At 64.3% G+C, this 26206-nt stretch carries 29 protein-coding genes and 2 pseudogenes; 19 read left to right on the forward strand and 12 right to left on the reverse strand.

The window, feature by feature from the left end; genetic code table 11:
- Positions 1 to 99: 99 nt before the first annotated feature.
- Entirely contained in the window at positions 100 to 1065 is a 966-nt protein-coding gene (locus MJO58_RS07905) for a sensor histidine kinase (protein WP_090608613.1), read from the forward strand.
- A 55-nt stretch (positions 1066 to 1120) separates the two neighbouring features.
- Here the strand turns inward: MJO58_RS07905 and MJO58_RS07910 are convergent, their stop codons facing one another.
- Positions 1121 to 1300 (reverse strand): hypothetical protein, encoded by a 180-nt coding sequence (locus MJO58_RS07910; protein WP_090601020.1) that lies wholly within the window; start codon positions 1298 to 1300, stop codon positions 1121 to 1123.
- 322 nt (positions 1301 to 1622) lie between these two features.
- The gene (locus MJO58_RS07915; protein ID WP_259608749.1) at positions 1623 to 1748 is read right to left on the reverse strand and encodes a hypothetical protein; all 126 of its coding nucleotides are present in this window, start codon (positions 1746 to 1748) and stop codon (positions 1623 to 1625) included.
- Positions 1749 to 2150: 402 nt separating this feature from the next.
- On the opposite strand from MJO58_RS07915, the pseudogene MJO58_RS07920 reads away from it, so the two are divergent.
- A pseudogene (locus MJO58_RS07920) lies at positions 2151 to 2609 on the forward strand (homocitrate synthase); the annotation flags it as partial.
- Between the two features lie 89 nt (positions 2610 to 2698).
- On the opposite strand, the gene MJO58_RS07925 reads toward MJO58_RS07920, so the two are convergent.
- Together MJO58_RS07925 and MJO58_RS07930 are read right to left on the reverse strand one after the other, a co-directional pair.
- Entirely contained in the window at positions 2699 to 2875 is a 177-nt protein-coding gene (locus MJO58_RS07925; RefSeq protein WP_175364378.1) for a hypothetical protein, read from the reverse strand.
- A gap of 376 nt (positions 2876 to 3251) precedes the next feature.
- The gene (locus MJO58_RS07930) at positions 3252 to 4733 is read right to left on the reverse strand and encodes a cytochrome P450 (RefSeq protein ID WP_090601021.1); all 1482 of its coding nucleotides are present in this window, start codon (positions 4731 to 4733) and stop codon (positions 3252 to 3254) included.
- Between the two features lie 114 nt (positions 4734 to 4847).
- On the opposite strand from MJO58_RS07930, the gene MJO58_RS07935 reads away from it, so the two are divergent.
- Positions 4848 to 5489: a TetR/AcrR family transcriptional regulator gene (locus MJO58_RS07935; RefSeq protein WP_090601022.1), complete on the forward strand. Its 642-nt coding sequence runs from the start codon at positions 4848 to 4850 to the stop codon at positions 5487 to 5489.
- A 37-nt stretch (positions 5490 to 5526) separates the two neighbouring features.
- Entirely contained in the window at positions 5527 to 6432 is a 906-nt protein-coding gene (locus MJO58_RS07940) for an SDR family oxidoreductase (protein ID WP_239722533.1), read from the forward strand.
- On the opposite strand, the gene MJO58_RS07945 is transcribed toward MJO58_RS07940, so the two are convergent.
- Complete coding sequence (locus MJO58_RS07945) at positions 6394 to 7437, reverse strand: DNA polymerase IV (RefSeq protein WP_239723192.1); 1044 nt, start codon at positions 7435 to 7437, stop codon at positions 6394 to 6396. The genes MJO58_RS07940 and MJO58_RS07945 overlap by 39 nt on opposite strands.
- Positions 7438 to 7447: 10 nt before the next feature.
- Positions 7448 to 8062, reverse strand: coding sequence for a TetR/AcrR family transcriptional regulator (locus MJO58_RS07950; protein WP_090601024.1), 615 nt, complete (start codon positions 8060 to 8062; stop codon positions 7448 to 7450).
- An 82-nt stretch (positions 8063 to 8144) separates the two neighbouring features.
- Here MJO58_RS07950 and MJO58_RS07955 point away from each other — a divergent pair, with 82 nt between their 5' ends.
- From MJO58_RS07955 to MJO58_RS07985, 7 genes and pseudogenes are all read left to right on the forward strand, one after another.
- On the forward strand, positions 8145 to 8711 hold the full coding sequence (locus MJO58_RS07955) for an NAD(P)H-dependent oxidoreductase (RefSeq protein WP_239723193.1): 567 nt from the start codon (positions 8145 to 8147) through the stop codon (positions 8709 to 8711).
- Between the two features lie 506 nt (positions 8712 to 9217).
- On the forward strand, positions 9218 to 9457 hold the full coding sequence (locus MJO58_RS07960; protein WP_239722534.1) for a redoxin NrdH: 240 nt from the start codon (positions 9218 to 9220) through the stop codon (positions 9455 to 9457).
- A gap of 158 nt (positions 9458 to 9615) precedes the next feature.
- Positions 9616 to 10059, forward strand: coding sequence for a class Ib ribonucleoside-diphosphate reductase assembly flavoprotein NrdI (gene nrdI, locus MJO58_RS07965; protein ID WP_090608617.1), 444 nt, complete (start codon positions 9616 to 9618; stop codon positions 10057 to 10059).
- The gene (gene nrdE, locus MJO58_RS07970; protein ID WP_090601030.1) at positions 10029 to 12206 is read left to right on the forward strand and encodes a class 1b ribonucleoside-diphosphate reductase subunit alpha; all 2178 of its coding nucleotides are present in this window, start codon (positions 10029 to 10031) and stop codon (positions 12204 to 12206) included. The genes nrdI and nrdE overlap by 31 nt, the downstream gene beginning before the upstream one ends.
- Positions 12207 to 12272: 66 nt before the next feature.
- Entirely contained in the window at positions 12273 to 13010 is a 738-nt protein-coding gene (locus tag MJO58_RS07975; RefSeq protein ID WP_434086314.1) for a TetR/AcrR family transcriptional regulator, read from the forward strand.
- Positions 13011 to 13167: 157 nt separating this feature from the next.
- Entirely contained in the window at positions 13168 to 14727 is a 1560-nt protein-coding gene (locus tag MJO58_RS07980) for a flavin-containing monooxygenase (protein WP_090601032.1), read from the forward strand.
- Between the two features lie 71 nt (positions 14728 to 14798).
- Positions 14799 to 14918: pseudogene (locus MJO58_RS07985) on the forward strand (universal stress protein); the annotation flags it as partial.
- An 86-nt stretch (positions 14919 to 15004) separates the two neighbouring features.
- Here the strand turns inward: MJO58_RS07985 and MJO58_RS07990 are convergent.
- Complete coding sequence (locus MJO58_RS07990) at positions 15005 to 15931, reverse strand: SDR family NAD(P)-dependent oxidoreductase (RefSeq protein WP_239722536.1); 927 nt, start codon at positions 15929 to 15931, stop codon at positions 15005 to 15007.
- 99 nt (positions 15932 to 16030) lie between these two features.
- Between MJO58_RS07990 and MJO58_RS07995 the strand changes: the two genes are divergently transcribed.
- Positions 16031 to 16603: a TetR/AcrR family transcriptional regulator gene (locus MJO58_RS07995; protein ID WP_239722537.1), complete on the forward strand. Its 573-nt coding sequence runs from the start codon at positions 16031 to 16033 to the stop codon at positions 16601 to 16603.
- Positions 16604 to 16610: 7 nt separating this feature from the next.
- On the opposite strand, the gene MJO58_RS08000 is transcribed toward MJO58_RS07995, so the two are convergent.
- Positions 16611 to 17150: a TetR family transcriptional regulator gene (locus MJO58_RS08000; RefSeq protein WP_239722538.1), complete on the reverse strand. Its 540-nt coding sequence runs from the start codon at positions 17148 to 17150 to the stop codon at positions 16611 to 16613.
- Complete coding sequence (locus MJO58_RS08005; protein ID WP_239722539.1) at positions 17134 to 17580, reverse strand: SRPBCC family protein; 447 nt, start codon at positions 17578 to 17580, stop codon at positions 17134 to 17136. The genes MJO58_RS08000 and MJO58_RS08005 overlap by 17 nt, the downstream gene beginning before the upstream one ends.
- A 152-nt stretch (positions 17581 to 17732) precedes the next feature.
- Between MJO58_RS08005 and MJO58_RS08010 the strand changes: the two genes are divergently transcribed.
- Entirely contained in the window at positions 17733 to 18329 is a 597-nt protein-coding gene (locus tag MJO58_RS08010; RefSeq protein ID WP_239722540.1) for a hypothetical protein, read from the forward strand.
- Between the two features lie 29 nt (positions 18330 to 18358).
- Here MJO58_RS08010 and MJO58_RS08015 read toward each other — a convergent pair whose 3' ends face one another.
- Complete coding sequence (locus MJO58_RS08015; protein WP_239722541.1) at positions 18359 to 19936, reverse strand: phytoene desaturase family protein; 1578 nt, start codon at positions 19934 to 19936, stop codon at positions 18359 to 18361.
- Positions 19937 to 20028: 92 nt separating this feature from the next.
- Here MJO58_RS08015 and MJO58_RS08020 point away from each other — a divergent pair, with 92 nt between their 5' ends.
- The 5 genes from MJO58_RS08020 (at position 20029) to MJO58_RS08040 (ending at position 24381) form a co-directional block, all read left to right on the forward strand.
- Positions 20029 to 20640, forward strand: a complete 612-nt coding sequence (locus MJO58_RS08020; protein ID WP_259608750.1) for a TetR/AcrR family transcriptional regulator — start codon at positions 20029 to 20031, stop codon at positions 20638 to 20640.
- Positions 20641 to 20724: 84 nt separating this feature from the next.
- Positions 20725 to 21810 carry a YncE family protein gene (locus tag MJO58_RS08025; RefSeq protein ID WP_239722543.1) on the forward strand — a complete coding sequence of 362 codons (1086 nt, stop codon included), beginning with the start codon at positions 20725 to 20727 and terminating at the stop codon, positions 21808 to 21810.
- A 210-nt stretch (positions 21811 to 22020) separates the two neighbouring features.
- Positions 22021 to 22995, forward strand: a complete 975-nt coding sequence (gene nrdF / locus MJO58_RS08030; RefSeq protein ID WP_175364380.1) for a class 1b ribonucleoside-diphosphate reductase subunit beta — start codon at positions 22021 to 22023, stop codon at positions 22993 to 22995.
- A 42-nt stretch (positions 22996 to 23037) separates the two neighbouring features.
- Complete coding sequence (locus tag MJO58_RS08035) at positions 23038 to 23535, forward strand: hypothetical protein (RefSeq protein WP_239722544.1); 498 nt, start codon at positions 23038 to 23040, stop codon at positions 23533 to 23535.
- 63 nt (positions 23536 to 23598) lie between these two features.
- Positions 23599 to 24381 carry a pentapeptide repeat-containing protein gene (locus tag MJO58_RS08040; RefSeq protein ID WP_239722545.1) on the forward strand — a complete coding sequence of 261 codons (783 nt, stop codon included), beginning with the start codon at positions 23599 to 23601 and terminating at the stop codon, positions 24379 to 24381.
- 169 nt (positions 24382 to 24550) lie between these two features.
- On the opposite strand, the gene MJO58_RS08045 is transcribed toward MJO58_RS08040, so the two are convergent.
- The gene (locus MJO58_RS08045) at positions 24551 to 24685 is read right to left on the reverse strand and encodes a hypothetical protein (RefSeq protein WP_259608751.1); all 135 of its coding nucleotides are present in this window, start codon (positions 24683 to 24685) and stop codon (positions 24551 to 24553) included.
- A gap of 29 nt (positions 24686 to 24714) precedes the next feature.
- On the opposite strand from MJO58_RS08045, the gene MJO58_RS08050 reads away from it, so the two are divergent.
- A complete protein-coding gene (locus MJO58_RS08050; protein ID WP_239722546.1) occupies positions 24715 to 25131 on the forward strand; it encodes a DUF3349 domain-containing protein in 417 nt (138 codons plus the stop codon).
- On the opposite strand, the gene MJO58_RS08055 is transcribed toward MJO58_RS08050, so the two are convergent.
- On the reverse strand, positions 25120 to 26160 hold the full coding sequence (locus MJO58_RS08055) for an NAD(P)-dependent alcohol dehydrogenase (protein ID WP_239722547.1): 1041 nt from the start codon (positions 26158 to 26160) through the stop codon (positions 25120 to 25122). The genes MJO58_RS08050 and MJO58_RS08055 overlap by 12 nt on opposite strands.
- Positions 26161 to 26206: the final 46 nt, after the last annotated feature.

Consider the following 26206-nt stretch of genomic DNA (forward strand, 5'->3'; position numbering starts at 1 on the left):
CCGCTGGGTACTGGCATGGGTAATGGGGCGCGGGGATACGAAAAGGAGAGCCGGTCCGGCAGGGGGTTGGCATTGGTAATGGAAAGCGGGAGCGCCGAAATGATCAGGGGTACGGAGAACGGGCGTCAAGGCTTCGTTCATTCCGCGCTCCTCTACCACTCGCGACGGGAATACCTGGACGCCGTGGTTCCCTTCGTGCTCGAAGGTTTGGCGATGGACGAGCCCGTACTGGTGGCCGTGCCCGGCGACCAGTTGGGCTTGCTGCGCGACGCGCTCGGTGGCGAGGGTTCGACGACCGGGTTGCAACTGGTCGACATCGTCGAGGCGGCGCGCAATCCGAGCCGGTTTCTGGCGCTGGAGGGTTCCTTCGTAGAGGTGAACGCCGACCGGCGCGCCCGCATCGTCAGCCAGGTCTGCTGGCCGGATCGCACTGCCGACGAGTTTTCGGCCTGCAAACAGCACGAGGCGCTGGTCAACAGCGCTTTCGAAGGTCGCCAGCTGACCGCGCTGTGCCTCTACGACGCGGAACGGCTGGCCGATGACGTGCTGACAAGCGCGTGTGCGACCCATCCGGTGCTGTGGAAAGGCGGTTCGCTGCAACCCAGCGCCGACTACTCGCCGGACGACGTCTTGGCACAGTGCAATCAGCCGCTACCGGCTAATCCGGGCGCGGTGACGTACATGGTCCGCAAATCCTCGGACCTGCGCCCGGCGCGGTCGTTCGCCGTCAACTACGCCGGCTGGGTCGGACTGTCCCAGGACGGCATCGAAGATCTGCAACTGGTCGCCACCGAGCTGGCTACCAACAGCTTGATGTACACCGACGGAGCCTGCCGACTGGCCTTTTGGCGCGACGACGATCACCTGGTGTGCGAGGCGCGCGACAATGGCCGACTCGACGATCCGTTGGTGGGACGCCTGGACCCGGGCCCGACCGGTCCGGCCAGCCGAGGATTGTTCCTGGTCAACGCCATTTCGGACTTGGTACGCACGCACACCGCCAGCACCGGAACGACCATTCAGGCATTTCTCCGGCTGGATTCTTCGACCGGGCCCATCAGCTGAAAAGGAAGGCGGCCCGCCGGGAACCGAGTTCCCGGCGGGCCGCCTGCCCGAACGGTTATAGACCCAGGCCGCCAAGTACTCCGCCCAAGAGCCCGCCGCTGGAGCCACCCACCAGACCGCCGCCGCCCGCGCCGCCCGCTGCGGTCGAGCAACCTGTCGGCAGGACCACTACTGCCGCCACCCCGAGGGCGGCCGCGGCGGCTTTGAGCGTTTTCTTAGTGGATTGCGACTTCATCGTCTTACCTTTCCGAGAGGGGACAAATAGCCGTATGGCAACCCGGCACATACCCCGTGTTAAACACACGTAAACCACGTTTTGTGACTTTTCTCACGGCAAAGTTTTGTCACACGCCTGCTAGCACACCGCAATCGAAGAACATCCCGTGGCTAGGGGCCCGAACGGTGAATGAGCTGCGTTCACGCAATGGAAATCTGCCGACGTCAACGCAGTGATCGCCGTCGGCGCACCGGTCTAACCAGCTAGAGGGATGCAAGCCGATTACGGCTGAGGCACGACGACATGGTCGCTGTTCGACGGGGGTAAGCCTTGTGATCGATCAGTTTTGCGCGGCAGCTACCTGTTCCCACGCAGACGACAACCTCGTCGGCACCAGCAACACTTCGATCAGTCCTCTCGCCACCGCCGCCGCGTCAAGCGCCTTCTCGGCTGCCGTCGACTTCATCGTCGTTGCCTTTCGTTGGGGAACGGTCTGAGGCGACGACGGGATAGCCGCTGTTCGACACGTGTAAACCTGCTTACGTCCGTAATGCGGGACACGTTGCCCGAAATGAAGTTGCACCATCCGGCGAACGGCGTCTACTGTCGCGGTCGTGCGTCTTCTGAAGAGTGCCGTAGTAGCCAGCACCCGCAGCGGGGTCTGATCCAGACCGACCCCCCGCTGTGGGTCGGAAGCTACTACCGTCGGTCGCTCCTTTGACCAGAGAAGACCGACACCGTGCCTCTTGCCCAGCCCCGTACGAAGCCCTCCTCCGAGCCTACTTTCGAGCCCTTTTCCGAGCCCTTTTCTAGGCCGCTCTCCCGTTCAGAGCGCAATCCCAGCAGCGTTTCCGCGTGCCGGCGCGACGCCAACGCGTGGTTTGGTGATCACTTCGGGGTCGCCCTGCCGCGCGGCCTGCGGGAACAGGCCGGCGCAATGACGTGGGAAAAGTTCGTGACCGCCTATGGTCACACCGCCGGTCCGCTGCGACTTGGGCACTGGGTGTGCACCGACACCGATCGGCCGACCGGGCGGCTCGGTCCGCAGGCCCGCAATTTCCGGGCGATGATTACCGTCGGTGATCGCATCCGCGCCTCGACCGCCGCCGCCAGCGGGCCGATCGCCGCGCTCACCGCGATGCTGCACGAGCGCGGCATCGCGATCGAGACATTGAAGTTTCATCAGATGGCATCGGACGGGTGCACTGCCACGTTCATCTGCGGCAGCGACGGCATCCGTGCCGAATGGGCCGTGGGCCTATCCGAGGATCCGACGCAGTCGGCGTTGCGCGCGCTGATCGCATGCGCCAATCGGCTGCTGGCCTGAGTTCGCCGCCGAACTCCCCGCCTTCCGGCGCATCGGGTCGCCCCTTTAGGCGCCGAGCCGTACCAGCACCCACCACGTCGGCGTCCGCGTCACGGGATCATGGCGGGGGGAATCACGCCGCCGCCACCACCGCCGGTGGCGCCACCGCCGACGGCGCCACCACCAGCGGTGCCGCCCGCAGTTACAGAACCACATCCCGCCGGCAGCGTCACCGCGATCAGCGCTGCGGCCAATGTTGCCAGTATCTTCTTGCTACGCGTGTTCATCGGAGGTGCCTTTCGACTGCGGTTTGCTGCACAGGTGTGCAATATTAGCTGCAGCCCGAATGAACTACGCACGAACAATATTCGAACGCTCACGGAACCGTTGCTTAACGCCGGTCGATTCTCAATGTAATTCCCACTGTGCCAGTACTTTTGAGAACTCTCCGCGCCGACGCGTCGCTGGAACGGGTCCGACGTCTACCGATGAATCAGCCTCCTAGACTCAGTTGCTGCGTTCGGATTGATATGCGCAGCGAAGTCGCCACCGAGTCACCCGGGATCGACGGTCAGACAGGGTGATTCGCAATGCCGCCGATCGACCCGGGCGCCCTGCGTCGTTCAGCGTGCGCCAATCGGCTGCCGGCCTGATTTCGCGAGTTCAGAGCGGGCGCAACATAATTGGCATGCCGTCTTTCGGCACCGGCATGCCACCGTAGTCCCATTCGCATTTGTAACCCGGGCGGGGCGGCTCCAACCGGTAGCGGCGCAGCAGGCGGTGCAGGATCGTCTTGATCTCCAACTGCCCGAACGTCATTCCGATGCACTTGTGCGCGCCCCCGCCGAACGGCGTGAACGCATAACGGTGCCGCTTGTGCTCATTGCGGGGCTCGGTGAACCGCTCCGGGTCGAACTTCAGTGGGTCCGTCCACAATTCGGGTAGCCGGTGATTCATTCCCGGGTAGGCGATGACGTTGGTGCCCTTGGGGATGTAGTAGCCCAGCAGGTCGGTGTCGCGCACCGTCTGCCGCATGGCCCACTGCACCGGGGTCACCAGCCGGATCGACTCGTTCATCACCAGGTCGAGTGACTCCAGCTTCTCCAGCGACTCGATGTCGACCGGGCCGTCGCCCAGCCGGTCCGACTCCTCGCGGCAGCGCTGTTGCCACTCGGGGTGCCGGGCCAGGTTGTAGGTCATCGTCGTCACCGTCGATGTCGACGTGTCGTGTGCGGCCATCATCAGGAAGATCATGTGGTTGACGATGTCTTCGTCGGAGAACTTGTTGCCGTCCTCGTCTTCGGTGCGGCACAACACCGACAGCAGGTCGTCGCCCTGGGTGGCCCGCTGTTCCTTGACCCGCTCCCGGAAGTAGTTCTCCAGCAGCTCGCGCGCCTTGAGTCCGCGCCACCAGGTGAACGGCGGGACGGGGGTGCGGATGATCGCGTTGCCCGCCCGGGTGGTGATCGCGAACGCGTTGTTGACCTTGGTCACCAGCTCGTGGTCGGTGCCCGGCTCGTGTCCCATGAACACCATCGATGCGATGTCGAGCGTGAGCTCCTTCATCGCCGGGTAGAGCAGGAAGCGCGCGTCGTTGGCCACCCAGTCGTTGGCGATCGTCTGCGAGACGACCTTGTCCATCTGCTCGACGTAGCTGACCAGCCGGGAGCGGATGAAGGCCTCCTGCATGATGCGCCGGTGGAACATGTGCTCTTCGAAGTCGAGCAGCATCAGGCCACGGTTGAAGAATGGGCCGATTACCGGCACCCATCCCTGCTGTGAGTAGTCCTTGTTGCGGTTGGAGTAGATGACCTGGGCGGCGTCCGGGCCCAGGGCGGCGATGCCCGGCAGCACCGGAGAATCCCCGAAGACCACCGGCCCCTTGGTGTTATAGAGGTGCATTAGATAGTCGGGCCCGCCCCGCAGCATCTCGATAATGTGCCCGATCACGGGCAGACCCGCGTCGCCGACGGCCGCCTTGAGGCCGCTGCCCGGCGGGGGGTCGGCCAGCTTCCGCTCGGGGAACTGGGTGTTCAGCAGCTTGCGCTCGACCATCCCCATGCCGGGGAAGTTGTTGATCGACGGCGTGAACCGGCGTTTTGCCTGGTCGAGCAGGTAGTGCGGCGTGCTGATGGTGGCGGGCATGGACGCTCCTTTGCGGACCCGGGGCGGGTGACGTCGGTCACTGCATTTAACCTTCGGCAAAAAGTTGACGGCTGTCAAGTTTGCTTTTGGGGCGGTGTGGTGCAAGGTCAGGGGATGAGCAGCCACGCGGAGCCGGGCGAGCCGGCCACGCGTCGACGCGGCGACAAACACCGGCAGGCGATCATGCAAGCGGTGCGGGAACTGCTGCAGGAGCGCCCATTTGCGGAGCTGTCCGTCAGCACCATCAGCCTGCGAGCCGGGGTGGGTCGATCCGGGTTCTACTTCTACTTCGACTCCAAGTACGCGGTGCTCGCGCAGATCGTCGCCGAGGCAACCCAGGAGCTCGAAGAACTCACCCAGTTTTTCGCTCCCCGGCGGCCCGACGAGTCGCCCGAGCAGTTCGCGAAGCGGATGGTGGGCAGCGCTGCCGCCGTCTACGCGCACAACGACCCGGTGATGGCGGCCTGTAACGCCGCCCGGTACACCGACGTCGAGATCCGCGGCATCCTGGAGCAGCAGTTCGAGGTGGTCGTCGGTGAGATCGTCGCGATCGTCGACGCCGAGATGAAGGCGGGTACTGCCAATCCGATCAGCGACGACATCCCGACACTGGTGCGCACCCTGACCGGTACGACGGCGCTGATGCTCACCGGCGACCCGGCCTTTATCGGCCGAGCCGACGACGACATCGACCGTCGCGTCCGGCTGCTCGAGCAGTTGTGGCTGAACTCGTTGTGGGGCGGCCGCCGCGGATAAACGCGGGCGAGCCGTTACCGACGGTATCGTCACCGTCATGGCGCAGAGGGGATCCGCGCGGTATTTCGCGGGGAAGCGCAGTCTGGTCACCGGCGCGGCCAGCGGCATCGGCCGGGCGACCGCGTTGCGGCTCGCTGCGCAGGGGGCCGAGTTGTTCCTGACGGATCGCGACGCCGACGGGCTGGCCCAGACCGTGGCCGACGCCCGTGCTCTCGGCGCGCAAGTGTCGGCGCATCGGGTGCTGGATATCTCGGACTACGACGAGGTGGCCGCGTTCGCCACCGATGTCCACGCCGCGCATCCGAGCATGGACGTCGTGATGAACATAGCCGGAGTCTCGGCCTGGGGGACCGTCGACCGGTTGAGCCACGAACAGTGGACCAGGATGGTCGCGATCAATCTGATGGGTCCAATCCACGTCATCGAGACGTTCGTGCCGTCGATGGTGGCGGCCCGCCGCGGTGGGCATGTCGTCAATGTGTCGTCGGCCGCCGGGCTGGTCGCGTTGCCATGGCACGCCGCCTACAGCGCCAGCAAGTATGGATTGCGCGGCCTGTCAGAGGTATTGCGATTCGACCTGGCCCAGCACCGCATCGGGGTGTCCGTCGTGGTGCCCGGGGCGGTGAAGACGCCGCTGGTCGACACGGTCGAGATCGCCGGCGTCGACCGCGAAGACCCGCGGGTGAGCCGCTGGGTCGACCGCTTCAGCGGTCACGCGGTGTCGCCGGAAAGGGCCGCCGAGAAGATCCTTGCCGGAGTGTCGAAGAACAGGTACCTGATCTACACATCGCAGGACATCCGCGCGTTGTACGCGTTCAAACGACTGGCGTGGTGGCCCTATAGCGTGGCGATGCGCGTGGCGAACGTCATCTTCACCCGGGCGCTGCGGCCGGCCCCGGCTCAATTAGGCCGGCATCACCAATTCGAGTCGGACCCCGAGTAGCCGGACCGGGCGGTCGAGTTCGAACAGATCCAGGACGCGCAGTGCCGCGGCGACGATGACGTCGGCATCGGTGGTGGGCGCCGGCAGCTTGCGAATTTTGGTGCGGGTGTAGAACGTCGCGGTGCGCACGGTGACCGCTACCCGCGTGACGACGCGTCCCGCCGCGACGATTTCATCCAGCGCACGTCTCGCCAATTCTGTTACCGCTGAGTTCATTTCGGATCGGTCGGTCAGGTCGCGCGGGAATGTGACGACGTGGCTGCGCGAGCGGGGGACCCACGGCTGCGCGCTGACCTCGGCGTCGCCACCGCCCTTGGCGAGCAGCAGCAGCCACAGGCCGGTACGCGGTCCGAAGGTGGCCGTCAAGAGCTCGGCATCGCAATTGGCCAGCGCTCGTACTGTGGTGATATCAAGCGCCGCAAGCTTTTTCGCCGTCTTCGGGCCGACGCCCCACAGTGCGTCGACGGGCCGATCGGCCATTACGTCCATCCAGTTCGCGTCGGTCAGGGTGAAGACGCCGCCGGGTTTCCCGAAGCCGGTGGCTACCTTGGCTCGTTGTTTGTTGTCGCTGATGCCGACCGAACAGGACAGCCCGGTTTCCGTAAAGACAACGGTGCGAATCTGTTCCGCGACTTCGACGGGATCGGCCGCCGTGACTGACACGTACGCCTCGTCCCAGCCCCACACCTCGACGGGGTGCCCCAGATCGCGCAGCAGAGCCATCACCTCGTCGGAGGCCTCGTCATAGGCGGCGGGGTCCGACGGCAAGAAGGTGGCGTCCGGGCAGCGCCGAGCCGCGGTGCGCAACGGCATGCCCGCATGTACCCCGAACTCGCGCGCTTGATACGAGGCGCAGGTGACGACCTTGCGCGGTTCGGTGGGATCGCCACTGCCGCCGACGATGACGGGCAACCCGTCGAGCTCGGGATGGCGGCGCAGCTCGACCGAGGCCAGAAATTGGTCGAGATCGACGTGCAGGACCCAGCGCGTCGGCGGCGAGGCCATGTTGGTCAGCTCACCGCCCACACAGCTTGCGCGCCAGGCTTTCCCAGGCATCGCCCAGGCTTTCAAGCGTGTGGCCGCCGTAATTCAGTTGGTGCTCAACGTAGTCCACGTCGAGCAGGGCCAATAACGCATCGGTCTGCACATCGAGATCGCCGCTGGTGTCGGCCGTCTGCAACAGCACTCGCACGTGGGTGCGCTGCACCGCCGCGGCGCCCACGTGGCGGGTCAGCGGATCACCCTTGGCCGCGGACAGCAGCGCGTGGTGGGTGTGCACGAAGCACAGGCGCTCGCGGCCGAACGCCACCAGTCGGTCCATCGGCGCGGCGTCGGGACCCAGCGGCGGCGGCCCGAACAGGAAGGCCTGCTGGCTGGCGCGTTCGTCCTCGTCGAGCAGCACCATCATCAGGCCGGCCCGACTGCCGAACCGGCGGAACAGCGTGCCCTTGCCGACGCCGGCGGCCGCCGCGACGTCGTCCATCGTGACCGCGTCCGCGCCGCGTTTGGCCACCAGGCGGCGTGCTGCCTGCAACAACAGCTCCCGGTTGCGTGCCGCGTCGCCGCGCTCGGGTGGCAGCTCGCGCGGAGCCGACACGGGCAACGCGCCCAACCTTTCGACTCCGCTCACCCCTGCACTTTAACGCGGCCGGAATAAAACGGACTATAGTCCGATTAAGGCGTGGAAGGATGTAGACCATCAACCGGAGGGAATTGAAACAGTGGCAGAGATCAAAGTCTTGGCGTTGGTAGGCAGCTTGCGGGCGGCGTCGATCAACCGCCAGATCGCCGAGCTGGCGGTTGAGGTGGCTCCGGACGATGTCACGGTGACCGTGTTCGAGGGGCTGGGCGAGCTGCCGTTCTACAACGAGGAAATCGACGACGCGATGAACACCGAGGCGGCCGCGCTGGCCCCGGTGGTCGCGTTGCGTGCCGCAGCCGCGGATGCGGATGCGGCGTTGATCGTCACTCCCGAGTACAACGGCAGCTACCCGGCAGTGGTCAAGAACGCGATCGACTGGCTGTCGCGCCCGTTCGGCGACGGCGCGCTGAAGGACAAGCCGCTGGCGGTGATTGGCGGGGCTTTCGGCCGCTACGGCGGCGTGTGGGCGCACGACGACACCCGCAAGTCATTCGGTATCGCCGGCGCGCGGGTAGTCGAGGCGATCAAACTGTCGGTTCCGTTCGGAACTTTGGAGGGCAAAGCGCCCGCCGAGCACGCCGAGCTGGTAGCCAATGTGCGCGACGCGGTCGGCAAGCTCGCGGCCGAAGTCGGCTGAAGTTGGCGTTATCCGACCAGCCGTTCACCCGGTGACCAGCAGCGTTCGAGCAAGTTAATAGCTAAAGCCGCCAGCCTTGTGCTGGCGGCTTTGCTAGCGGCGGGTGAGCGCCCCGCCGGCGCCCTGGTTGTCGGTGGGCGCTGCTATATCTCTACCCATGGGTGTCCCAGGCGGGGTTTGTGATCTGCGACACGCCGGAGCGTGTCCGTTCGACAGGGCTTACGACCAGGGAATTTCAGAATTGTTATTCAGAACATCTTGTATCTGCAGATCTTGTCAGCCACTAGGTGTAGTGTTTGGCGAGCCGGCAGATCCCAGGTTTACCAAGCCCGCCCGGCACGGTGAACCTCTCGGAATCGGCTTCGTCAGCTCGTCAGAGCTGACCGCCGCAGACGGGAATCTTGGGGCTTGACGGATCGCTGAACAGATCGGCGATGCAGTGCCCCAAGTAGTTGCCAGTCCATAGCAAATTTTCCGACCTTCGTCCCCGCAGAGGAGCGGCTTCAATGAGCATCACCGTGTACACCAAGCCGGCATGTGTGCAGTGCAGCGCCACCTACAAGGCTCTCGAGAAGCAGGGCCTCGCGTACGAGAAGGTCGACATCAGCCTGGACGCTGAGGCGCGCGACTATGTGATGGCATTGGGTTATCTGCAGGCCCCCGTGGTGGTGGCAGGAAACGACCACTGGTCGGGCTTCCGGCCCGACCGCATCAAGGCGCTTGCCGGAGCTGCGCTCAGCGCCTGATGCGGTAGATGAGCAAGTAAGGAGGTTGCGGTGCCATGGATAGCACGCAGCGCAACCTGGACTGGCTGAGTGACGACCCGCAGCGCCCGGCCGCGCCGGGCTTGCGATCGTCACTGGACTGGCTGAGTGATGACCCGCAGCGCCCGGCCGCGCCGGGCTTGCGATCGTCACTGGTCTATTTTTCGTCGGTGTCGGAGAACACCCACCGCTTCGTGCAGAAGCTGGGTGTCCCCGCCACGCGAATCCCGCTGCACGGCCGCATCGAGGTCGACGAACCGTACGTATTGATACTGCCCACGTACGGCGGCGGGAAGGCCACGCCTGACATCAACAACGGTGGCTATGTCCCTAAGCAGGTCATCGCGTTTTTGAACAACGAGCACAACAGGTCGTTGATCCGCGGCGTCATCGCCGCCGGCAACAACAACTTCGGTGCCGAATTCGCCTATGCGGGCAACGTGGTTTCCCGCAAATGTGGCGTGCCCTACCTCTACCGCTTCGAACTGATGGGTACCCCGGACGACGTGGACGCCGTTCGCGCGGGCTTGGAAGAATTCTGGAAGGACCAGACGTGCCACCAACCGTCACTGCAGAGCCTGTAACCAGCGGATCCCACGCCCATTTTCCTGGCGGGCCGGGGGAGACCGACTACCACGCGCTCAACGCGATGCTGAATCTGTACGACAAAGACGGCAAGATTCAGTTCGACAAGGACCACGAGGCCGCGCATCAGTACTTCCTGCAGCACGTCAACCAGAACACGGTCTTCTTCCACAATCAGGACGAGAAACTCGACTACCTGATCAAGGAGAACTACTACGAGCGCGAGGTGCTCGACCAGTACAGCCGCAACTTCGTCAAGACGCTGCTGGACCGGGCTTATGCCAAGAAGTTCCGGTTCCCGACCTTCCTCGGGGCCTTCAAGTACTACACCTCGTACACGCTGAAGACGTTCGACGGCAAGCGCTACCTCGAGCGCTTCGAGGACCGCGTCGTCATGGTCGCGCTCACGCTGGCCGCCGGCGACAACGCGCTTGCCGAGAAGCTCGTCGATGAGATCATCGACGGCCGGTTCCAGCCGGCAACCCCGACGTTTTTGAACTCGGGGAAGAAGCAGCGCGGCGAGCCGGTGAGCTGCTTTTTGCTGCGCATCGAGGACAACATGGAGTCAATCGGACGCTCGATCAACTCCGCGCTGCAACTGTCCAAGCGCGGTGGGGGAGTTGCGTTGTTGCTGAGCAACATTCGCGAACATGGCGCACCGATCAAGAACATCGAGAACCAATCGTCGGGTGTCATCCCGATCATGAAGCTGCTCGAGGACTCGTTCTCCTACGCCAACCAGCTCGGGGCCCGTCAGGGCGCGGGTGCGGTGTACCTGCACGCGCACCACCCGGACATCTACCGGTTCCTGGACACCAAGCGCGAGAACGCCGACGAGAAGATCCGGATCAAGACGTTGAGCCTCGGCGTGGTGATTCCCGACATCACCTTCGAGCTGGCCAAGAAGAACGAGGACATGTACCTGTTCTCGCCGTACGACGTCGAGCGGGTTTACGGTGTGCCGTTCGCCGACATCTCGGTGACCGAGAAGTACTACGAGATGGTCGATGACGCGCGCATCCGCAAGACCAAGATCAAGGCGCGCGAGTTCTTCCAGACGCTGGCCGAGCTGCAGTTCGAGTCCGGCTACCCGTACATCATGTACGAGGACACGGTGAACCGGGCCAACCCGATCGAGGGCAAGATCACGCACTCGAACCTTTGCTCGGAGATTCTGCAGGTCTCCACGCCGTCGTTGTTCAACGAAGACTTGTCGTATGCCAAAGTGGGCAAGGATATTTCGTGCAACCTCGGTTCGCTGAACATCGCGAAGGCCATGGACTCGCCGGACTTCGCCCAGACCATCGAGGTAGCGATCCGGGCGTTGACCGCGGTGAGCGACCAGACACATATCTGGTCGGTGCCCTCAATCGAGCAGGGCAACAACGAATCCCACGCGATCGGGCTGGGACAGATGAACCTGCACGGCTACCTGGCTCGCGAGCGCATCCTGTACGGCTCCGAAGAAGGTATCGACTTCACCAACATGTACTTCTACACGGTGCTGTATCACGCGCTGCGGGCGTCGAATCGCATTGCGATCGAACGCGGCAGCAAGTTCGGTGGTTTCGAGCGCTCGAAGTACGCCTCGGGCGAGTTCTTCGACAAGTACACCGAGCAGGTGTGGGAGCCGGCCACTGCGCGGGTTCGGGAGCTCTTCGCCGAGGCGGGTATCCGCATTCCGACGCAAGAGGATTGGCAGCGACTCAAGGAATCGGTGCAACAGCACGGCATCTACAACCAGAACCTGCAGGCCGTGCCGCCGACGGGGTCGATCTCCTACATCAACCACTCGACCAGCTCGATCCACCCGGTGGCGAGCAAGATCGAGATCCGCAAGGAAGGCAAGATCGGTCGCGTCTACTACCCGGCGCCGTACCTGACCAACGACAACCTGGAGTACTACCAGGACGCGTACGAGATCGGCTACGAGAAGATCATCGACACCTACGCGGCGGCCACCCAGCACGTGGACCAGGGTCTGAGTCTGACGCTGTTCTTCAAGGACACCGCCACCACCCGCGACGTCAACAAGGCGCAGATCTACGCCTGGCGCAAGGGAATCAAGACGCTGTACTACATCCGGCTGCGGCAGATGGCATTGGAAGGAACCGAGGTCGAAGGCTGCGTGTCCTGCATGCTGTAGGCGCTTGGCTGGGAGTCTGCCCAGGTCAGCGCTGTACGACGGGGTAATGTGCTTTAGGTGGTGAGAATGCCCCGACCTGCTAGACCCCATCCGAGCGTGAAGCCGGGGGCGAAGGTCGACGCGCGCAGCGAGCGTTGGCGGGAGCACCGCAAGAAGGTGCGCGGCGAAATCGTCGAGGCGGCGTTCCGCGCGATCGACCGCCTGGGACCCGAGCTGAGTGTGCGGGAGATCGCCGAAGAGGCCGGCACCGCCAAGCCGAAGATCTACCGCCACTTCCACGACAAGTCCGACCTGTTCCAGGCGATCGGCGAGCGGCTGCGCGACATGTTGTGGGCGGCGATCTTCCCCTCGATCAACCTGGCCACCGACTCGGCCCGCGAGATCGTCCGGCGCAGCGTCGACGAGTACGTCAACCTGGTCGACAAGCATCCCAACGTGCTGCGCGTGTTCATTTCGGCGCGCTCGGGAGCGACTACCGAGTCGACGGTGCGCACCCTTAATGAGGGCCGCCAGATCACGCTGACCATGGCCGACATGTTCGACAACGAGCTTAAGGACTTCAAGCTCGACCACGCCGCCTTCGAACTGGCCGCTCACGCGGCCTTCGGATCGGCCGCGTCGTCCACCGAGTGGTGGTTGGGCGAACCCGGCAGCCCGCGACGCATGCCGCGTGATCAGTTCGTCGCCCACCTGACCACGATCATGATGGGGGTCATCGTCGGCACGGCCGAGGCGCTGGGCATCGCGGTCGACCCCGACCAGCCGGTGCACAGCGCAGTGCGCAGTAACCCCGCGGCAAGTTGAGGACTAACGGCCCGTTGACATCACCCGGGCGTTCGTCAAGACTCGGTGCTATCCGATACCGTGGGTACCGGGTATTTGCGTTTAGCCGGCCCGGGTTTGACATGACGCGCGCCGGCTAACGCGCGAGCTGACAGGCAAATAGAAGGACCGATCCGCCGTGACCGATGCATTGACACAAGCAAACCCAGTTTCCGGGCACGATGCCCCGGCGCCGGTGCATACCCGCGCGCTGATCATCGGAACCGGGTTCTCCGGCCTGGGCATGGGCATCAAGCTGCAGCAGCAGGGTGTCGACTTCGTGATCCTGGAGAAGGCCGACGACGTCGGCGGCACCTGGCGCGACAACAGCTACCCCGGCTGCGCCTGCGATATCCCGTCGCACCTGTACTCGTTCTCGTTCGAGCCCAAGCCGGACTGGAAGAACCCCTTCTCCTACCAGCCCGAGATCTGGGACTACCTCAAGGGCGTCACCGAGAAATACGGGTTGCGCCGCTACATCGAATTCAATTCACTGGTCGATCGCGGACACTGGGACGACGACGAGCATCGCTGGCACGTGTTCACCACGGACGGCCGCGAATACATCGCGCAGTTCCTAATCTCGGGTGCGGGCGCGTTGCACATCCCGTCGATCCCCGACATCGAGGGCCGCGACGAGTTCCGTGGTCCCGCTTTCCATTCCGCGCAGTGGGACCACAGCGTCGATCTCACGGGAAAGCGGGTCGCGATGATCGGCACCGGCGCCAGCGCGATCCAGATCGTGCCCGAGATCGTCGGCCAGGTCGGCGAACTCCAGCTCTACCAACGCACCCCGCCGTGGGTGGTCCCGCGCTCGAACCCGGATCTTCCGATTGCGCTGCGCCGGGCCATGGAGAACGTTCCCGGACTGCGGGCGCTGGTGCGGCTGGTCATCTACTGGGGACAGGAGGCGCTGGCATTCGGCATGACGAAGCGGCCGAACGCGCTGAAATTCATTGAGGCGTACTGCAAATACAACATCCGCCGCTCGATCAAGGACCGCGAGCTGCGCCGCAAGCTGATCCCGAACTACCGCATCGGCTGCAAGCGAATCCTGAACTCGTCGACGTACTACCGTGCGGTCGCCGACCCGAAGACCGAACTGATCACCGACGCCATCACCCGGATCACGCCCGACGGGATCGTGACAGCGGACGGCACCGAACGCCCGGTCGACGTAATCGTCTATGGCACCGGCTTTCACGTCACCGACTCCTACACCTATGTCCAGATCAAGGGACGCCACGGTGAGGACCTGGTCGACCGCTGGAACCGGGAGGGCATCGGTGCGCATCGGGGGATCACCGTCGCCGACATGCCCAACCTGTTCTTCCTGTTGGGTCCCAACACCGGACTGGGGCACAACTCGGTGGTGTTCATGATCGAGTCCCAGATTCGCTACGTCGCCGACGCGATCAAGAAGTGCGACAAATTCGGCGCCCAGGCATTGGCGCCGACCCGCGCGGCGCAGGACAAGTTCAACGACGAGCTGCAGGAGCAGCTCAAGGGATCGGTGTGGAACACCGGGGGATGCAGCAGCTGGTATCTCGACGAGCACGGTAAAAACACTGTGCTGTGGGGCGGCTACACCTGGCAGTACTGGCGTTGCACCCGCTCGGTCAAACCCGACGAATATCAGTTCTTCGGCGTGCGCAGCGGCTCACCCGCCAAGCGCTCAGCGGTCACCGCGCAGGGCTGAGCCCGGCCCGTTAGGCATAACCGCGGTTCAGGACTCCCGAAAGCAGCGGGCAGGCTTAGGCTCGCGGGTTTATGGGCACGTATCAGACCGTCGTGGTGGGCACCGACGGCTCGGACTCGCCACTGCGTGCGGTGGAGCGCGCAGCCGCGATCGCCGCGGAGGATGGTGCGAAATTGATCATTGCGCCGGCCGACTGCTGGTATAGGTCCCCTCCGAAGTCTCCCGCAAAGCCAAGACGGACGTCTTGATCGTCCACAGACTAGAGCGTCGTTCGACCTTAACCGCCGACCGAAGTCTTTGCGGCGCTTGACTTTTCGCTCAACTGCGCACCTTTGAAGGATCGAAGGTTCAAGCGCACGATCCGGTCCAGGACCCGGTCCGAGACGACGCGGCTGACCCGCAGCAGGATCGCGGCGTCACGCCCGATCGTGTAGCGAGTCCGCGGGCGCGCAGCGGTAGCCGCCTTGGCGATGACTTTCGCGGCATGTTCGGCCGAAACGCCGACCTCCCCGAACGATCGGGCCTGCGCCGTGACGGCCGCAACGAGATCGCCGTACCGGGCGAGTTGGGTGTCGGTCATGTTCGCCTTCAACCCTTCGGCGGTGGCGATGCCGCGCTCGGCCATTTCGGTCTTGACCGCGCCGGGTTCGACGACGACCACTTTGATGCCCAGCTCTGCGACCTCACGGCGCAGCGCATCGCTGACCGCTTCGAGGGCGAACTTCGAACCGGCGTAGGCGCCGTAAGTCGGCAAGACCACCTTTCCGCCAACGGAACTGATGTTCACGACGGTTCCGGAGCTGAGCAGCAGGGCCGGCAACAGCGCCTGGGTGATCGCGATGTGGCCGAACAGGTTCACCTCGAATTGCTGGCGCCACTGCTCCAGGGGCAGCGCTTCGACCGGCGCGTTGATCGCAATGCCGGCATTGTTGATCAACGCTCGTAGCGGACGATGCAGTGGATCGTGGGCGACCCGGTCGGCGATCGCGGTCACGTCGGCCTCAACGGTGATGTCGAGGATGTGCGGCTCCAGGCTCTGCAGGCCCTCGGCTTTCAGTGCGTCGGCGTCGGCCTTGCGTCGTACGCCGGCGAGAACTTGAAAACCCTTGCGGGCCAACTCTTTAGCTGTAGCAGCGCCGATTCCTGTCGAGGCGCCGGTCACGATGATCAGCTGGTCATGATGCGGGCGGTTCGTGGAATTCATGGCGTTCTCCATTCAGGGTGTGCCTTGAGTTGACGGTGTCATCTCAAACTAGCAGTTAAGTTGACAATGTCAACTCAAGCGGCGGCTTATGCTCTGCACGTGACGACACGAGCGGAGAGTGCGGCGGCCACCCGCCGTTCGCTGATTGAGGCGGCGGGGGTGCTGCTCGACCTCGGTGGCGTCGAGGCGGTGACGCTGCGCGAGGTGGGCGCTCGCAGTGGTGTGTCGCGGTCGGCGGCGTATCGCCACTTCGCCGATAAGGAATCTCTGCTGGCGGTGGTGGCCATGAACGCGTTGAGCGAATTGGGTGACGCGCTAGAGGCATTGGTCAGCAGCGACGATTCTCCTGAAGAGTCGTTGCGCACGGGGCTGCTGTCGTTGATCGATATCGGCCGCACCCGTCCGCATCTGTATCGGCTGATGTTCACCCCGCCGGCGGGTGACCCGACCGAAGTGATGCGGGTAGCCCAACGCGCGCAGGATTTGTTTCTGGACATCGTGGGTCGCATCACCGGTCCGCAGCAGGCGGCCCGTTATGCGGCCTTGTTGTTGACCAGCGCCCACGGGATCACCGGTTTGGACCTGAGCGGTCACATGGATTTGGACAAGTGGCACACCAATGCCGAGGAGCTTGTCGACACGCTCATCTCGGTGTTGCCTAAAGCGAAGTAATCTCGCCTCAGCGGCGCAGCAGGATTGCGAAGGCGTTCGCGGCCGCAGCCACGCCGGCGTCGTCGTTGGTCGCCACCAGATCCAGCAGCAGCCCCCGCGTGACGGCCAGGCCGAGCCGCGCCATTGCCGGATCGAATGCCTCGCCGGCCACTGCCGCGACCGCGGACAGCCAACCGTCGACGGCGCTGGGAATCATTCGGGCGAAGGGCTTTTCGCCCTGGGCGGCGCGTGCGTAGCACTCGAAAAACAGGCGCTCCAGCCGGCGCTGCTCGGGCCGCTGCAGGTCGGCCCACATCGCGTTAAAGCCTTCGGCGGCGTCCGCCGGTAACTCGGGGAGCAGGCCCATCTGGCGTTGCTCGACCTCCTCGACGACCGCGAGCAGCAGGTCCTCTCGAGACCCGAAGTGGTGCAGCAACATTCGATGGCTGGTGCCGACGGCGCCGGCTATCTCGCGCAGGGAGCGGTCGCCGATGCCGCCATCGGCGAACTCGTCGATCAGTGCGTCGAGGAGCTGCCGGCGCCGCCCAAGCTCAGGCCTGCGGGCCATGGGCTCGGCTGAGCTGCTCCGAGCGGGCCTTGAGTCCTTGGGCTTCCAGTTCCAGAAAGCGCTTGGTCTTCTTTGTCATCAGCCGCCCGACGAGCGCGCCCAGGACGCCGCCCTGATCGAGTTGCTGGCGAACCAGGGTGCGGCCGTCCGATTGGCCGATGACATGGTGGCGGGCGCTGATCAGCACGCCGGGAGAGCGTTGTACCCACGTCCAGGATGACCCCGGGTCGAGTTCGGTAACCTGCCAGACCAGCCTCTGCATGCCGGGCTGCTTGATCGCGAACCGGCTGCCGATGGCGAGTCCGGGTCCATCCAGCCCGACGAGCGATGTCACGGACGCGGTCCATTCGGGCCAGTGCTCGACATCGGTGAAGACATCCCATACCAATTGCGGCGCGGCATCGATCTCGATGCTGTCTTCGCTAATCATGTACCAAATGGTACATGATTAGCAACTCCGTGCAAAGAGGCCTCGGCCGCGATTGTTGCGGATGAAGTAGCGAACTACGCTATTGCGCTTTCCGGCCGCGAGATAAATCTTTTCGGGACAAGGGATTACACGTCACGAGAGGAGCAAGGAAAATGTCGAACCTGATTGCGGCGGCTTCGTTGCCGAAGACACTGGTTGCTCGCCTGCGAGAGCTGCAGGAGCAGCCGGGCATGCGGGTGAATCGCATTCCGGTGTTGACCACGCCAGTCGGTCAGCCCGAGATTCTCGACACCGTGGGCGACGCGGTGCCGGGATTGGATGTCGGCTCCCTCACGACACTTGCCGTGCTGAGCCCGCGTCGGCCTGAGGTCGACGGAGTCGCGTGGCTCGATTTCGAGACCGTCACCTACTACACGGCCGGCGCCAATGCGTTCGCCTCGGTCGGGACGTTCTCGGGCAACGCGCAGTTTCAGCCGTATCTGCGGCTCACGCTGGCGAAGGCGCCGACGGGTGCCGGGGTCCTGGTGACCTGTCGGGCAACCAGCATCGCGGTCGGACCGCACTACCCGGGGTTTTACCGCGTTGAAGGGCCCGGCGTGGCCGCGAGTTTCGAGGACAACGCCCGACCCACCACGTTCACTTTCGTCGTTCCGGCCGGCGGTAACGGTCCTGTCGAGATCAAGATTTACACCGACCCCGACAGAATCCAGTTGTGGGCGTTCCACGACTGCACGATCACCAAGATCTAACCGCGCGGCTTCGGTCACGGCGGGAAGGATTACGCCTTCACGCGCGCGTTGAGGTGCTTGAGCGCCGCCTCGGCGCCGTTCCACCCGGGGATGCCGGTGACTCCCGGTCCCGGGTGGGTGCACTGCCCGCACAGGTAGAGCCCGTCGACCGGGGTGGCGAACTTGTCGGCTCCCTCGACGACGCGGCCGGTCCACAGCTGGTTGGGCTGTAACAACCCATGCGAGTAGTCGCCGGCGTGTGCGCTGAAGGTGCTGCCGAAGTAGCGATTGGAGAACACCACCCGGTTGGTCACCGAGTCGGCGAAGCCCGGCGCATACGTATCAAAAATTCTCACGCAGGTGTCCGCGTACTGCTCCTTCCAGCTTCGGTTTTCGTCGGCGTCCAGCCCGGTGGGGAAGTACGGCGTGAAAATCGTTGCGCTGTGCTTTCCTTCGGGCGCCAGCGACGAGTCGACCATGCTCGGTATGTACAGGTAGGTGGGAGGTGCATCGGGCAGCATGCCCTTGCGGTACTGCTCCCACGCGTCGCTGATGTATTCCGGTGACGGCGCGTAAGCGACTGTCGGACACCACTTCCCGTTGTCGTGCAGGTAGGGCTGCAGCCGCTCGATCCATTGCGGCGCTTGATCGATGGTGAGATGCGCCTGGATGTAGCCCAGGTTGAAGTTGATCTCCTTGATCTTGCGGATGTAGTCGGGCGGAAAGTTCTGCGCCCCGGCCAGATTCACAAACGTGGTGTAGGGGTCGAGCGACGACAGCACGGCGTCGGCGGAAATCGTTGAGCCATCACGTAATTGAACCCCGGTGGCGCGGCCGTTCTCGACCAGGATTTCCTTGACATGCTGCTTCATCTGCACCTCGGCGCCCAGCGACTCGGCGCGCCGGCACAGCGCGGTGCTCAGTGAGCCGATGCCGCCGCGCGGCATGATGTATTCGACGTTGCCGCCGCCAATCAGGTAGTGGTACAGCGTCGAGGCATTCGAGCCCGGGGTCCACGGCCCCCCGTCGAACGCGTCGATCGACATCGCGGCCAGCGAGCCCTGGATGCAGCGGCCTTGGTCGGGTGAAAGGAAGCGGCGGACCGTGTCCATCGTGCTGCCGTACCACATCTGGGCGAAGTCGTGCCGGTCCTCCGGCGTGGGCTGCGAAGCGATCACCTCGATGATGTCCAGCGGCGGACCGAACGCCGAGTCGACGAAGTAGGGCGCGAATCTTCCTATGTGCGCGAACAATCCGCCGAGCGCGGTCGCGACGTCGGCGCCGTGATCCTCGAGGAGATGGCGCCCCATCCGCTCCAGGTCGTTGTACATCACGAACGGGGTGTCTGCGGCGTCTCCGAACGTGCACGTCGACGTCCACTGATCCATCAGTTCGAAGCCCCACTTGGTGAGCTCGAGCCGGTCGGTCATCTCCTGGCGCCAAATCAGCACGGCCCAGGCGCCGACGCTGTGCTTGTACCCGTCGAAGAGTTCGCGGGTCGCGGCCATGCCGCCGAGGAAGTGGGCGCGTTCGAGGACCAGCACTTTCGCGCCGTTCTTGGCCAGCACGTTCGCGGCAACTAATCCGTTGTGACCTGCTCCAATGACGATTGCGTCGTAGTCGGCCATGCTGACTCCTCGCTGAGTGATCCCGGGCTCCACGCACAATGTCATATCTGACATAGTTGCGTCAATGCTGACATTTGGTGTCTGCTTGCGTGGTGCAATCTCGTCGTCAGCGGACGCGTCAGGCCTTGATCCAGGCGGCGATGAAGCGCTTTGTCGCCGATGGCGTGCACCAAACCAGCGTGTCCGACATCGTCGCCGACGTCGGGGTGACCGAGCGGACGTTCTATCGGCACTTCCCGTCGAAGCACGCGGTGATCTTCGCCGACTACGACATCGGCTTCGAGTGGTTCGCGCGCGCGCTGGCACTGCGGCCTCATGGCGAACCGATCACCGCGTCGGTGCGAAAAGCCGTGGACGCCTTTCCTTTTGACTTCGCGATGGTTCGCGAGGCCGCCACCATCCGTTCGCGCGACCTCGACCAGGACATCATGACGACGCATATCGGGCGGATGCGCGATCAGGTCGCCGAGGAGATCAGCCGATTCATCCACGCGCGATCAAAGCCGACCGGCCTGGCGGTTGAAGGCGCCATGATCGCCGACATCGCGGCACACAGCCTGGCGACGGCGGTTTTCGCCTCGCTGGAGGCGTGGATGAGCAAAGGCGGCGAGGACATCGACGAGCTGAGCCGCCTGACCGACATCGCGCTGAGCGCACTGGAAGACGGGCTCACGCACACCTTGCGCGAAGCCGGACTGGATTGACCAACGAAACCGCTTGCCGCCCAACAGCCATCGCAACACCGTCGGATTGATGCGGTCCGCTCGGGGTACCCGAAAACCGTGCAGGTGATCCGCAAGCTCCAATCGCAGGCCGTTGTCTGCCTCGCGACTGTGCTGATGGCAGCGTGCGGCAACGATGCCGCCGTGCCGGCGTCCGCCGGATCCACGACTACCGGCATGCTGCCGCCGGGGGTACCGACCGAAGGCATCCGCCCGCCCGCGACCGGGCTACCGCCGGCGGCCGAACCGCTCAAGGGGCCACCCATTCCCCCCGACGGGCTCGTTGGGCGGACCATCCCGGTGGGGCATGAGCCCGAAGGTGTGGTCGTGGACGCGTCAACGCGAACCGTCGCGGTCGCGACGCGCGATCCGAATGAACTGGTGCTGATCGATGCGGACTCGGGCGACATCACCGGGCGGGTTTCGCTGCCGGGGACGGTCCGGCATCTGCAGCTCGCCGCGCCCGGCGGTCCGGTGCTGGTTCCGGTCGAGACCGCCAATGCGTTGGTGCAAGTCGGCTTGCCGCAAGGGAGGCTGTCGCCGCCCATCGTCACCGGCACCGCGCCGCATGATGCGGCCGAGGCGACCAATGGCACTGTCTTCGTCGCCAACGAACTCGGCGGCACGGTGGCGGTGTTGCGCCGTGGCGAGATCGTGAAGGTCTTCACCGACAGTGTGCAGCCGGCCGGCACGGCGGCAGCTGGGACCTCGGTGGGTGTGCTCGACGTGCGGAAGAACGACCTGACCGTGTACGACGCCGAGCGGTTGACCATCGTGGGATCCACGCCGGCCGGCGCGGGTCCGACTCATCTGGTCGTTGACCGCCACGGACGGATGATCGCGACCGACACCCGCGGCAACACGGTGCGGGTGTTCACTGCGCTGCCCGCACCGCGTGAGGTAGCGAGCGTTCCTCAGCCCGGCGGACCGTATGGCCTTACCTATGACGCGGTGCGCGACCGGCTTTGGGTTGCCTCTTCGGGCACCAACGAAGTGATCGGCTACGACATGAACGGACCCACTCCCGTTGAGCGACAACGAATCCGGACTGTACAAGACCCCTACACCGTGGGCGTCGACCCGAAAAGCGGTCGTCTGTTTGTGGCCGGAGTTTCCGGTGGCGTACTGCAAGTCATCGACACCGCGCCTTAATCACGGCGGTGTGGGTTTGGAGGCACCACCCGGATCGGACGGCACAATGGACCTCACAAAGGATTTCGGAGGGGGCGCGAGTACCCCAACGTGGCCCGGGTCGCGACACGCAAACACAACTTCTTGTGTTACGGCGGGTTGTCCGACCCCAGGGGTAGTGTTTGGAGCCTGACGTCCCTCCGACAAAACAGTGTGTGAAGTGGGGTTCTGGTGACCGAAAACATGAAGCTGATCGACCGCGCTTCGGCGATCAACTGGAACCGGGTGCAAGACGAGAAAGACGCCGAGGTCTGGGACCGGCTGACCGGAAACTTCTGGCTGCCCGAAAAGGTGCCGGTGTCCAATGACATCCCGTCGTGGGGGACGCTGACCGCCAACGAGAAACAGCTCACGATGCGCGTCTTCACCGGGCTGACGTTGCTGGACACCATCCAGGGCACCGTCGGGGCGGTCAGCCTGATTCCCGATGCGCTGACGCCCCACGAGCAGGCCGTCTACACCAACATCGCGTTCATGGAGTCTGTGCACGCCAAGAGCTACAGCTCGATCTTCTCCACGTTGTGCTCCACGAACGAGATCGACGACGCCTTCCGCTGGTCGGAGGAGAACCCCAACCTGCAGCGCAAGGCCGAGATCGTGATGGAGTACTACCGGGGCGACGAGCCACTCAAGCGCAAGGTGGCCTCCACGCTGCTGGAAAGCTTCCTTTTCTACTCGGGTTTCTACCTGCCCATGTACTGGTCGAGCCGGGCCAAGCTGACCAACACCGCCGACATGATCCGGCTGATCATCCGCGACGAGGCCGTGCACGGCTACTACATCGGCTACAAGTTCCAGCGCGGCCTGGCGATGGTCGACGAGACCAAGCGCGCGCAGCTCAAGGACTACACCTACGAGCTGCTCTTCGAGCTCTACGACAACGAGGTGGAGTACACCCAGGACCTCTACGACGAGGTCGGGCTGACCGAGGACGTCAAGAAGTTCTTGCGCTACAACGCCAACAAGGCGCTGATGAACCTGGGCTACGAGGCGCTGTTCCCCCGCGACGAGACCGACGTGAACCCGGCGATCCTGTCGGCGCTATCGCCGAACGCCGACGAGAACCACGACTTCTTCTCCGGCTCGGGCTCGTCGTACGTGATCGGCAAGGCCGTCAACACCGAAGACGAGGACTGGGACTTCTAAAGCCGCAGTCGTCTTCTCGCTGCCCCTGCTACTGAGGGCAGGATGAACAGGGTGGACAGTGAGAACTCCGTCGGCGCGGCCGACTTCCGACGCGCGCTGGCGCTGATTCAGCACGGCGAGCGCGGCGACGAAGCCGCCATGCGCGTCGTCGTCGACGATGAGGTCATCCCCGCCGATCGGCTCGCACAGCTGATCCGCGCCACCGTGTCGATCTTCTGGCAGCTGGTGGCTCAGCTGTGCGAACCGAACGAAATCGCCGAGATCGGCCAGACCCTGACCCAGGCGTCCGCGCTCGACGAGGTCGATCTCGATCGTGACAATCGGCTGGTGGCCCGGATGGCGATGGCGCAGCACGGCGGAGAGCCGGGCGCCGAGGATGAGGTGCTGTGGGACGCGGCCGCGACGCCCCACGGACTGGTGCGCCTCGCTCTCACCGCCGCCGGTGTCGTCTCCGCGATGCTGCCTCAATTGCGCACCGATGTCGGGAGGCAATTGCTCAACAACTTGGCGATGCAGGCTTTGCGCGAAGAGAACGGTTGATGCGCAACTAGCTGGATGCCCACATTTTGCGCAGTCGTAGGCGCTCATCGATAACCTGCGCCCATGGCACAGGCCGACGTCGTACCGGATAGGAAATCGCAGGCGCTACCGCTCAATGGCGCATGCCGCGAATGCGGCCAGGCCCGGCGCAAACGACCCGATGTGGCGGGCCGCTCACGATCCCGGCGCGTCCCCGTGGCCGCGCAGCCGTCTTCGCCGAAGCCGAAGCAGAAAACTGCCCGAAAGTGGCACGAAATGCCTTGGTGGTTCAGCGAACTCGTCATTCCGACCGTCGTGGCGCTCGTTACCGGCGCCATCGTGGCGGTGGGGACGATCAAAGGCCAAGCCCTGCTCGACGATGCTCGCGAGGACCGGGCATTGCGGCTGGAAAATCTCCGATTCGTACGCGACCACTCTGCCGTCGACCCCAATCAGCCGCGACCGTTCGGCGGTCTTGATCTGCGAGGCCAACACCTGCGCGGGCTGCAATTGGCGAACGCCAACTTTGAGGACGCCAATCTCGAGGGAGCGATACTGAGTAACTCGAACCTGTACCGCGCAAGTTTCAATTACGCCCGTCTGATCAACGCGTATCTCGTTGCTGCGGATCTATCGGAAACTGACGTGGAAGGCGCCAATTTGAGTGGCGCGGACCTGGACCGCGCTAATCTTGCGGGGGCGATCTTCGATCAGACTGTGCTGTATCGGGCCAACCTGAAAACTGCCAATCTCAGGGGCGCAGTGTTTAGGTGCGTCTACTACGACTCCGCCACGTCGTGGCCACCCGGGTTCGTCCCAGCGGCCCGTGACCAACGCTGTGCGGCCGCGGGAAGGCTCCGCCGCTAGGAGGTTTCAGCTGATGCCGCAGACCCCAAGGCCGTCCGGGCAGTTGATGGTGCACCCGGCGGTCGTGGCGGCGGCAAAGGTGAGGACCAAGGCGACGACAAGTTTGCTCGTGAGACGAGACATGACCACTCCGTTCTTCCGGGCTGGGCCCGGGCCGTTGTCGGCTCGCTCATCTTAATTCGCTGGAGCGGTAAAGAGCGTCGGATTCGCCGGATGGCTCGTCGGTAGCCGGCAGCGGCGATTTCCAGCGCCAGATGTTCAGGTCGTGAACGGCATATGAATTGTCGCCATGGTCGTAGGCCACGGCACCATCCGTACCCCGAGACTGATGGGGTGTCGGAACATCACTCTCACAAGCACGCGAATTTCCTCAAGTCAGTGATCCGCTGGCTCGACGTCGGCTACCCGCAAGGCGTTCCCGGCCCTGACCAGGTGGCGTTGTTCGCCCTGCTGCGGAGCACCCCCCTGACCCAGGAGCAACTCGAAGAGGTTGCTCATAACATCGCCGCGAAGGAATCGCAGCCCGGAGCTGACGGCGTCGTCAGCCGCGCGGAGATCGTCGAGTTCATCGAGAAGACGACTCACACCGACCCCGGCAAAGACGACATTCAGCGCGTGGCCTCGACGCTGGCCGCCGCTGGCTGGCCGCTGGCCGGGATCAGCGTGCACCCGGATGACGAGCATGGCAAAGCGGCCGAAGAGATCGCGTGCCGCCGCGACGACGTAGCCGAGGGCGCCTCACAGGGTTGAGATGTCGATGACGAAGCGGTAGCGCACGTCGCTGGCGAGCACCCGTTCGTAGGCTTCGTTGACGTAATCCGCTTCGATGACCTCGATTTCGGGGGTCACGTCATGCTCGGCGCAGAAGTCGAGCATCTCCTGGGTTTCCGCGATGCCGCCGATGTTGGACCCGGACAGGCTGCGGCGCGCCAGCGCCAACGGGAACGCGCCGATCTCCATGGGGTGCTCGGGGATGCCCAATTCGACGAGCGTGCCGTCGACGTCGAGCAAGCCCACGTAGTCGTCGAGCTTCAGGTTCGCCGAGACGGTGTTGAGGATCAGGTCGAAGCTGCTGCGCAACTGCTTGAAGGTGTCGCGGTCGGAGGTGGCGTAGTAGTTCTTGGCGCCCAGCCGCAGTCCGTCTTCCATTTTCTTCAGCGACTGCGACAGCACGCTCACCTCCGCGCCCATCGCCGCGCCCAGCTTGACCCCCATGTGGCCGAGGCCACCCAGGCCGATGATCGCCAGCCGCGTGCCCGGCCCGGCCTTCCAGTGGCGCAGCGGTGAGAACAGCGTGACGCCCGCGCACAGCAGCGGCGCGGCCTTGTCCAGCGGGAGCGAGTTCGGAATGCGCAGGACGAAGTTCTCGTCGACGACGATGGCCTGGCTGTACCCGCCGTAGGTCGGAGTGCCGTCCTTGTCGGTGGAGTTGTAGGTGAAGGTCGCGCCCCGCTTGCAGTACTGCTCCAGCCCGGCCTTGCAGCTGCTGCACTGGCCGCAGGAGTTCACCATGCAGCCCACGCCGACGTGGTCGCCTACCTGGTGCTTGGTCACCTCGGCGCCGACTGCGGTTACCACGCCGGCGATCTCGTGGCCGACGACGACGGGGTAGTTCGGCACACCCCACTCGGATTTCGCGGTGTGGATGTCGGAGTGGCAGATGCCAGCGAATTTGATGTCGATCGCCACGTCATGCGGCCCCGGGTCGCGTCGGGTGATCGTGATCTTGGTCAATGGTTCCTTGGCCGAAGTGGCGGCATACGCGGAAACAGTGCTCATTAGCAATCTCTCTTCGATTCGATGGCGTCTCAGAAAAGCTTAGCTA

Source organism: Mycobacterium lentiflavum (assembly GCF_022374895.2).
GTDB lineage: Bacteria > Actinomycetota > Actinomycetes > Mycobacteriales > Mycobacteriaceae > Mycobacterium > Mycobacterium lentiflavum.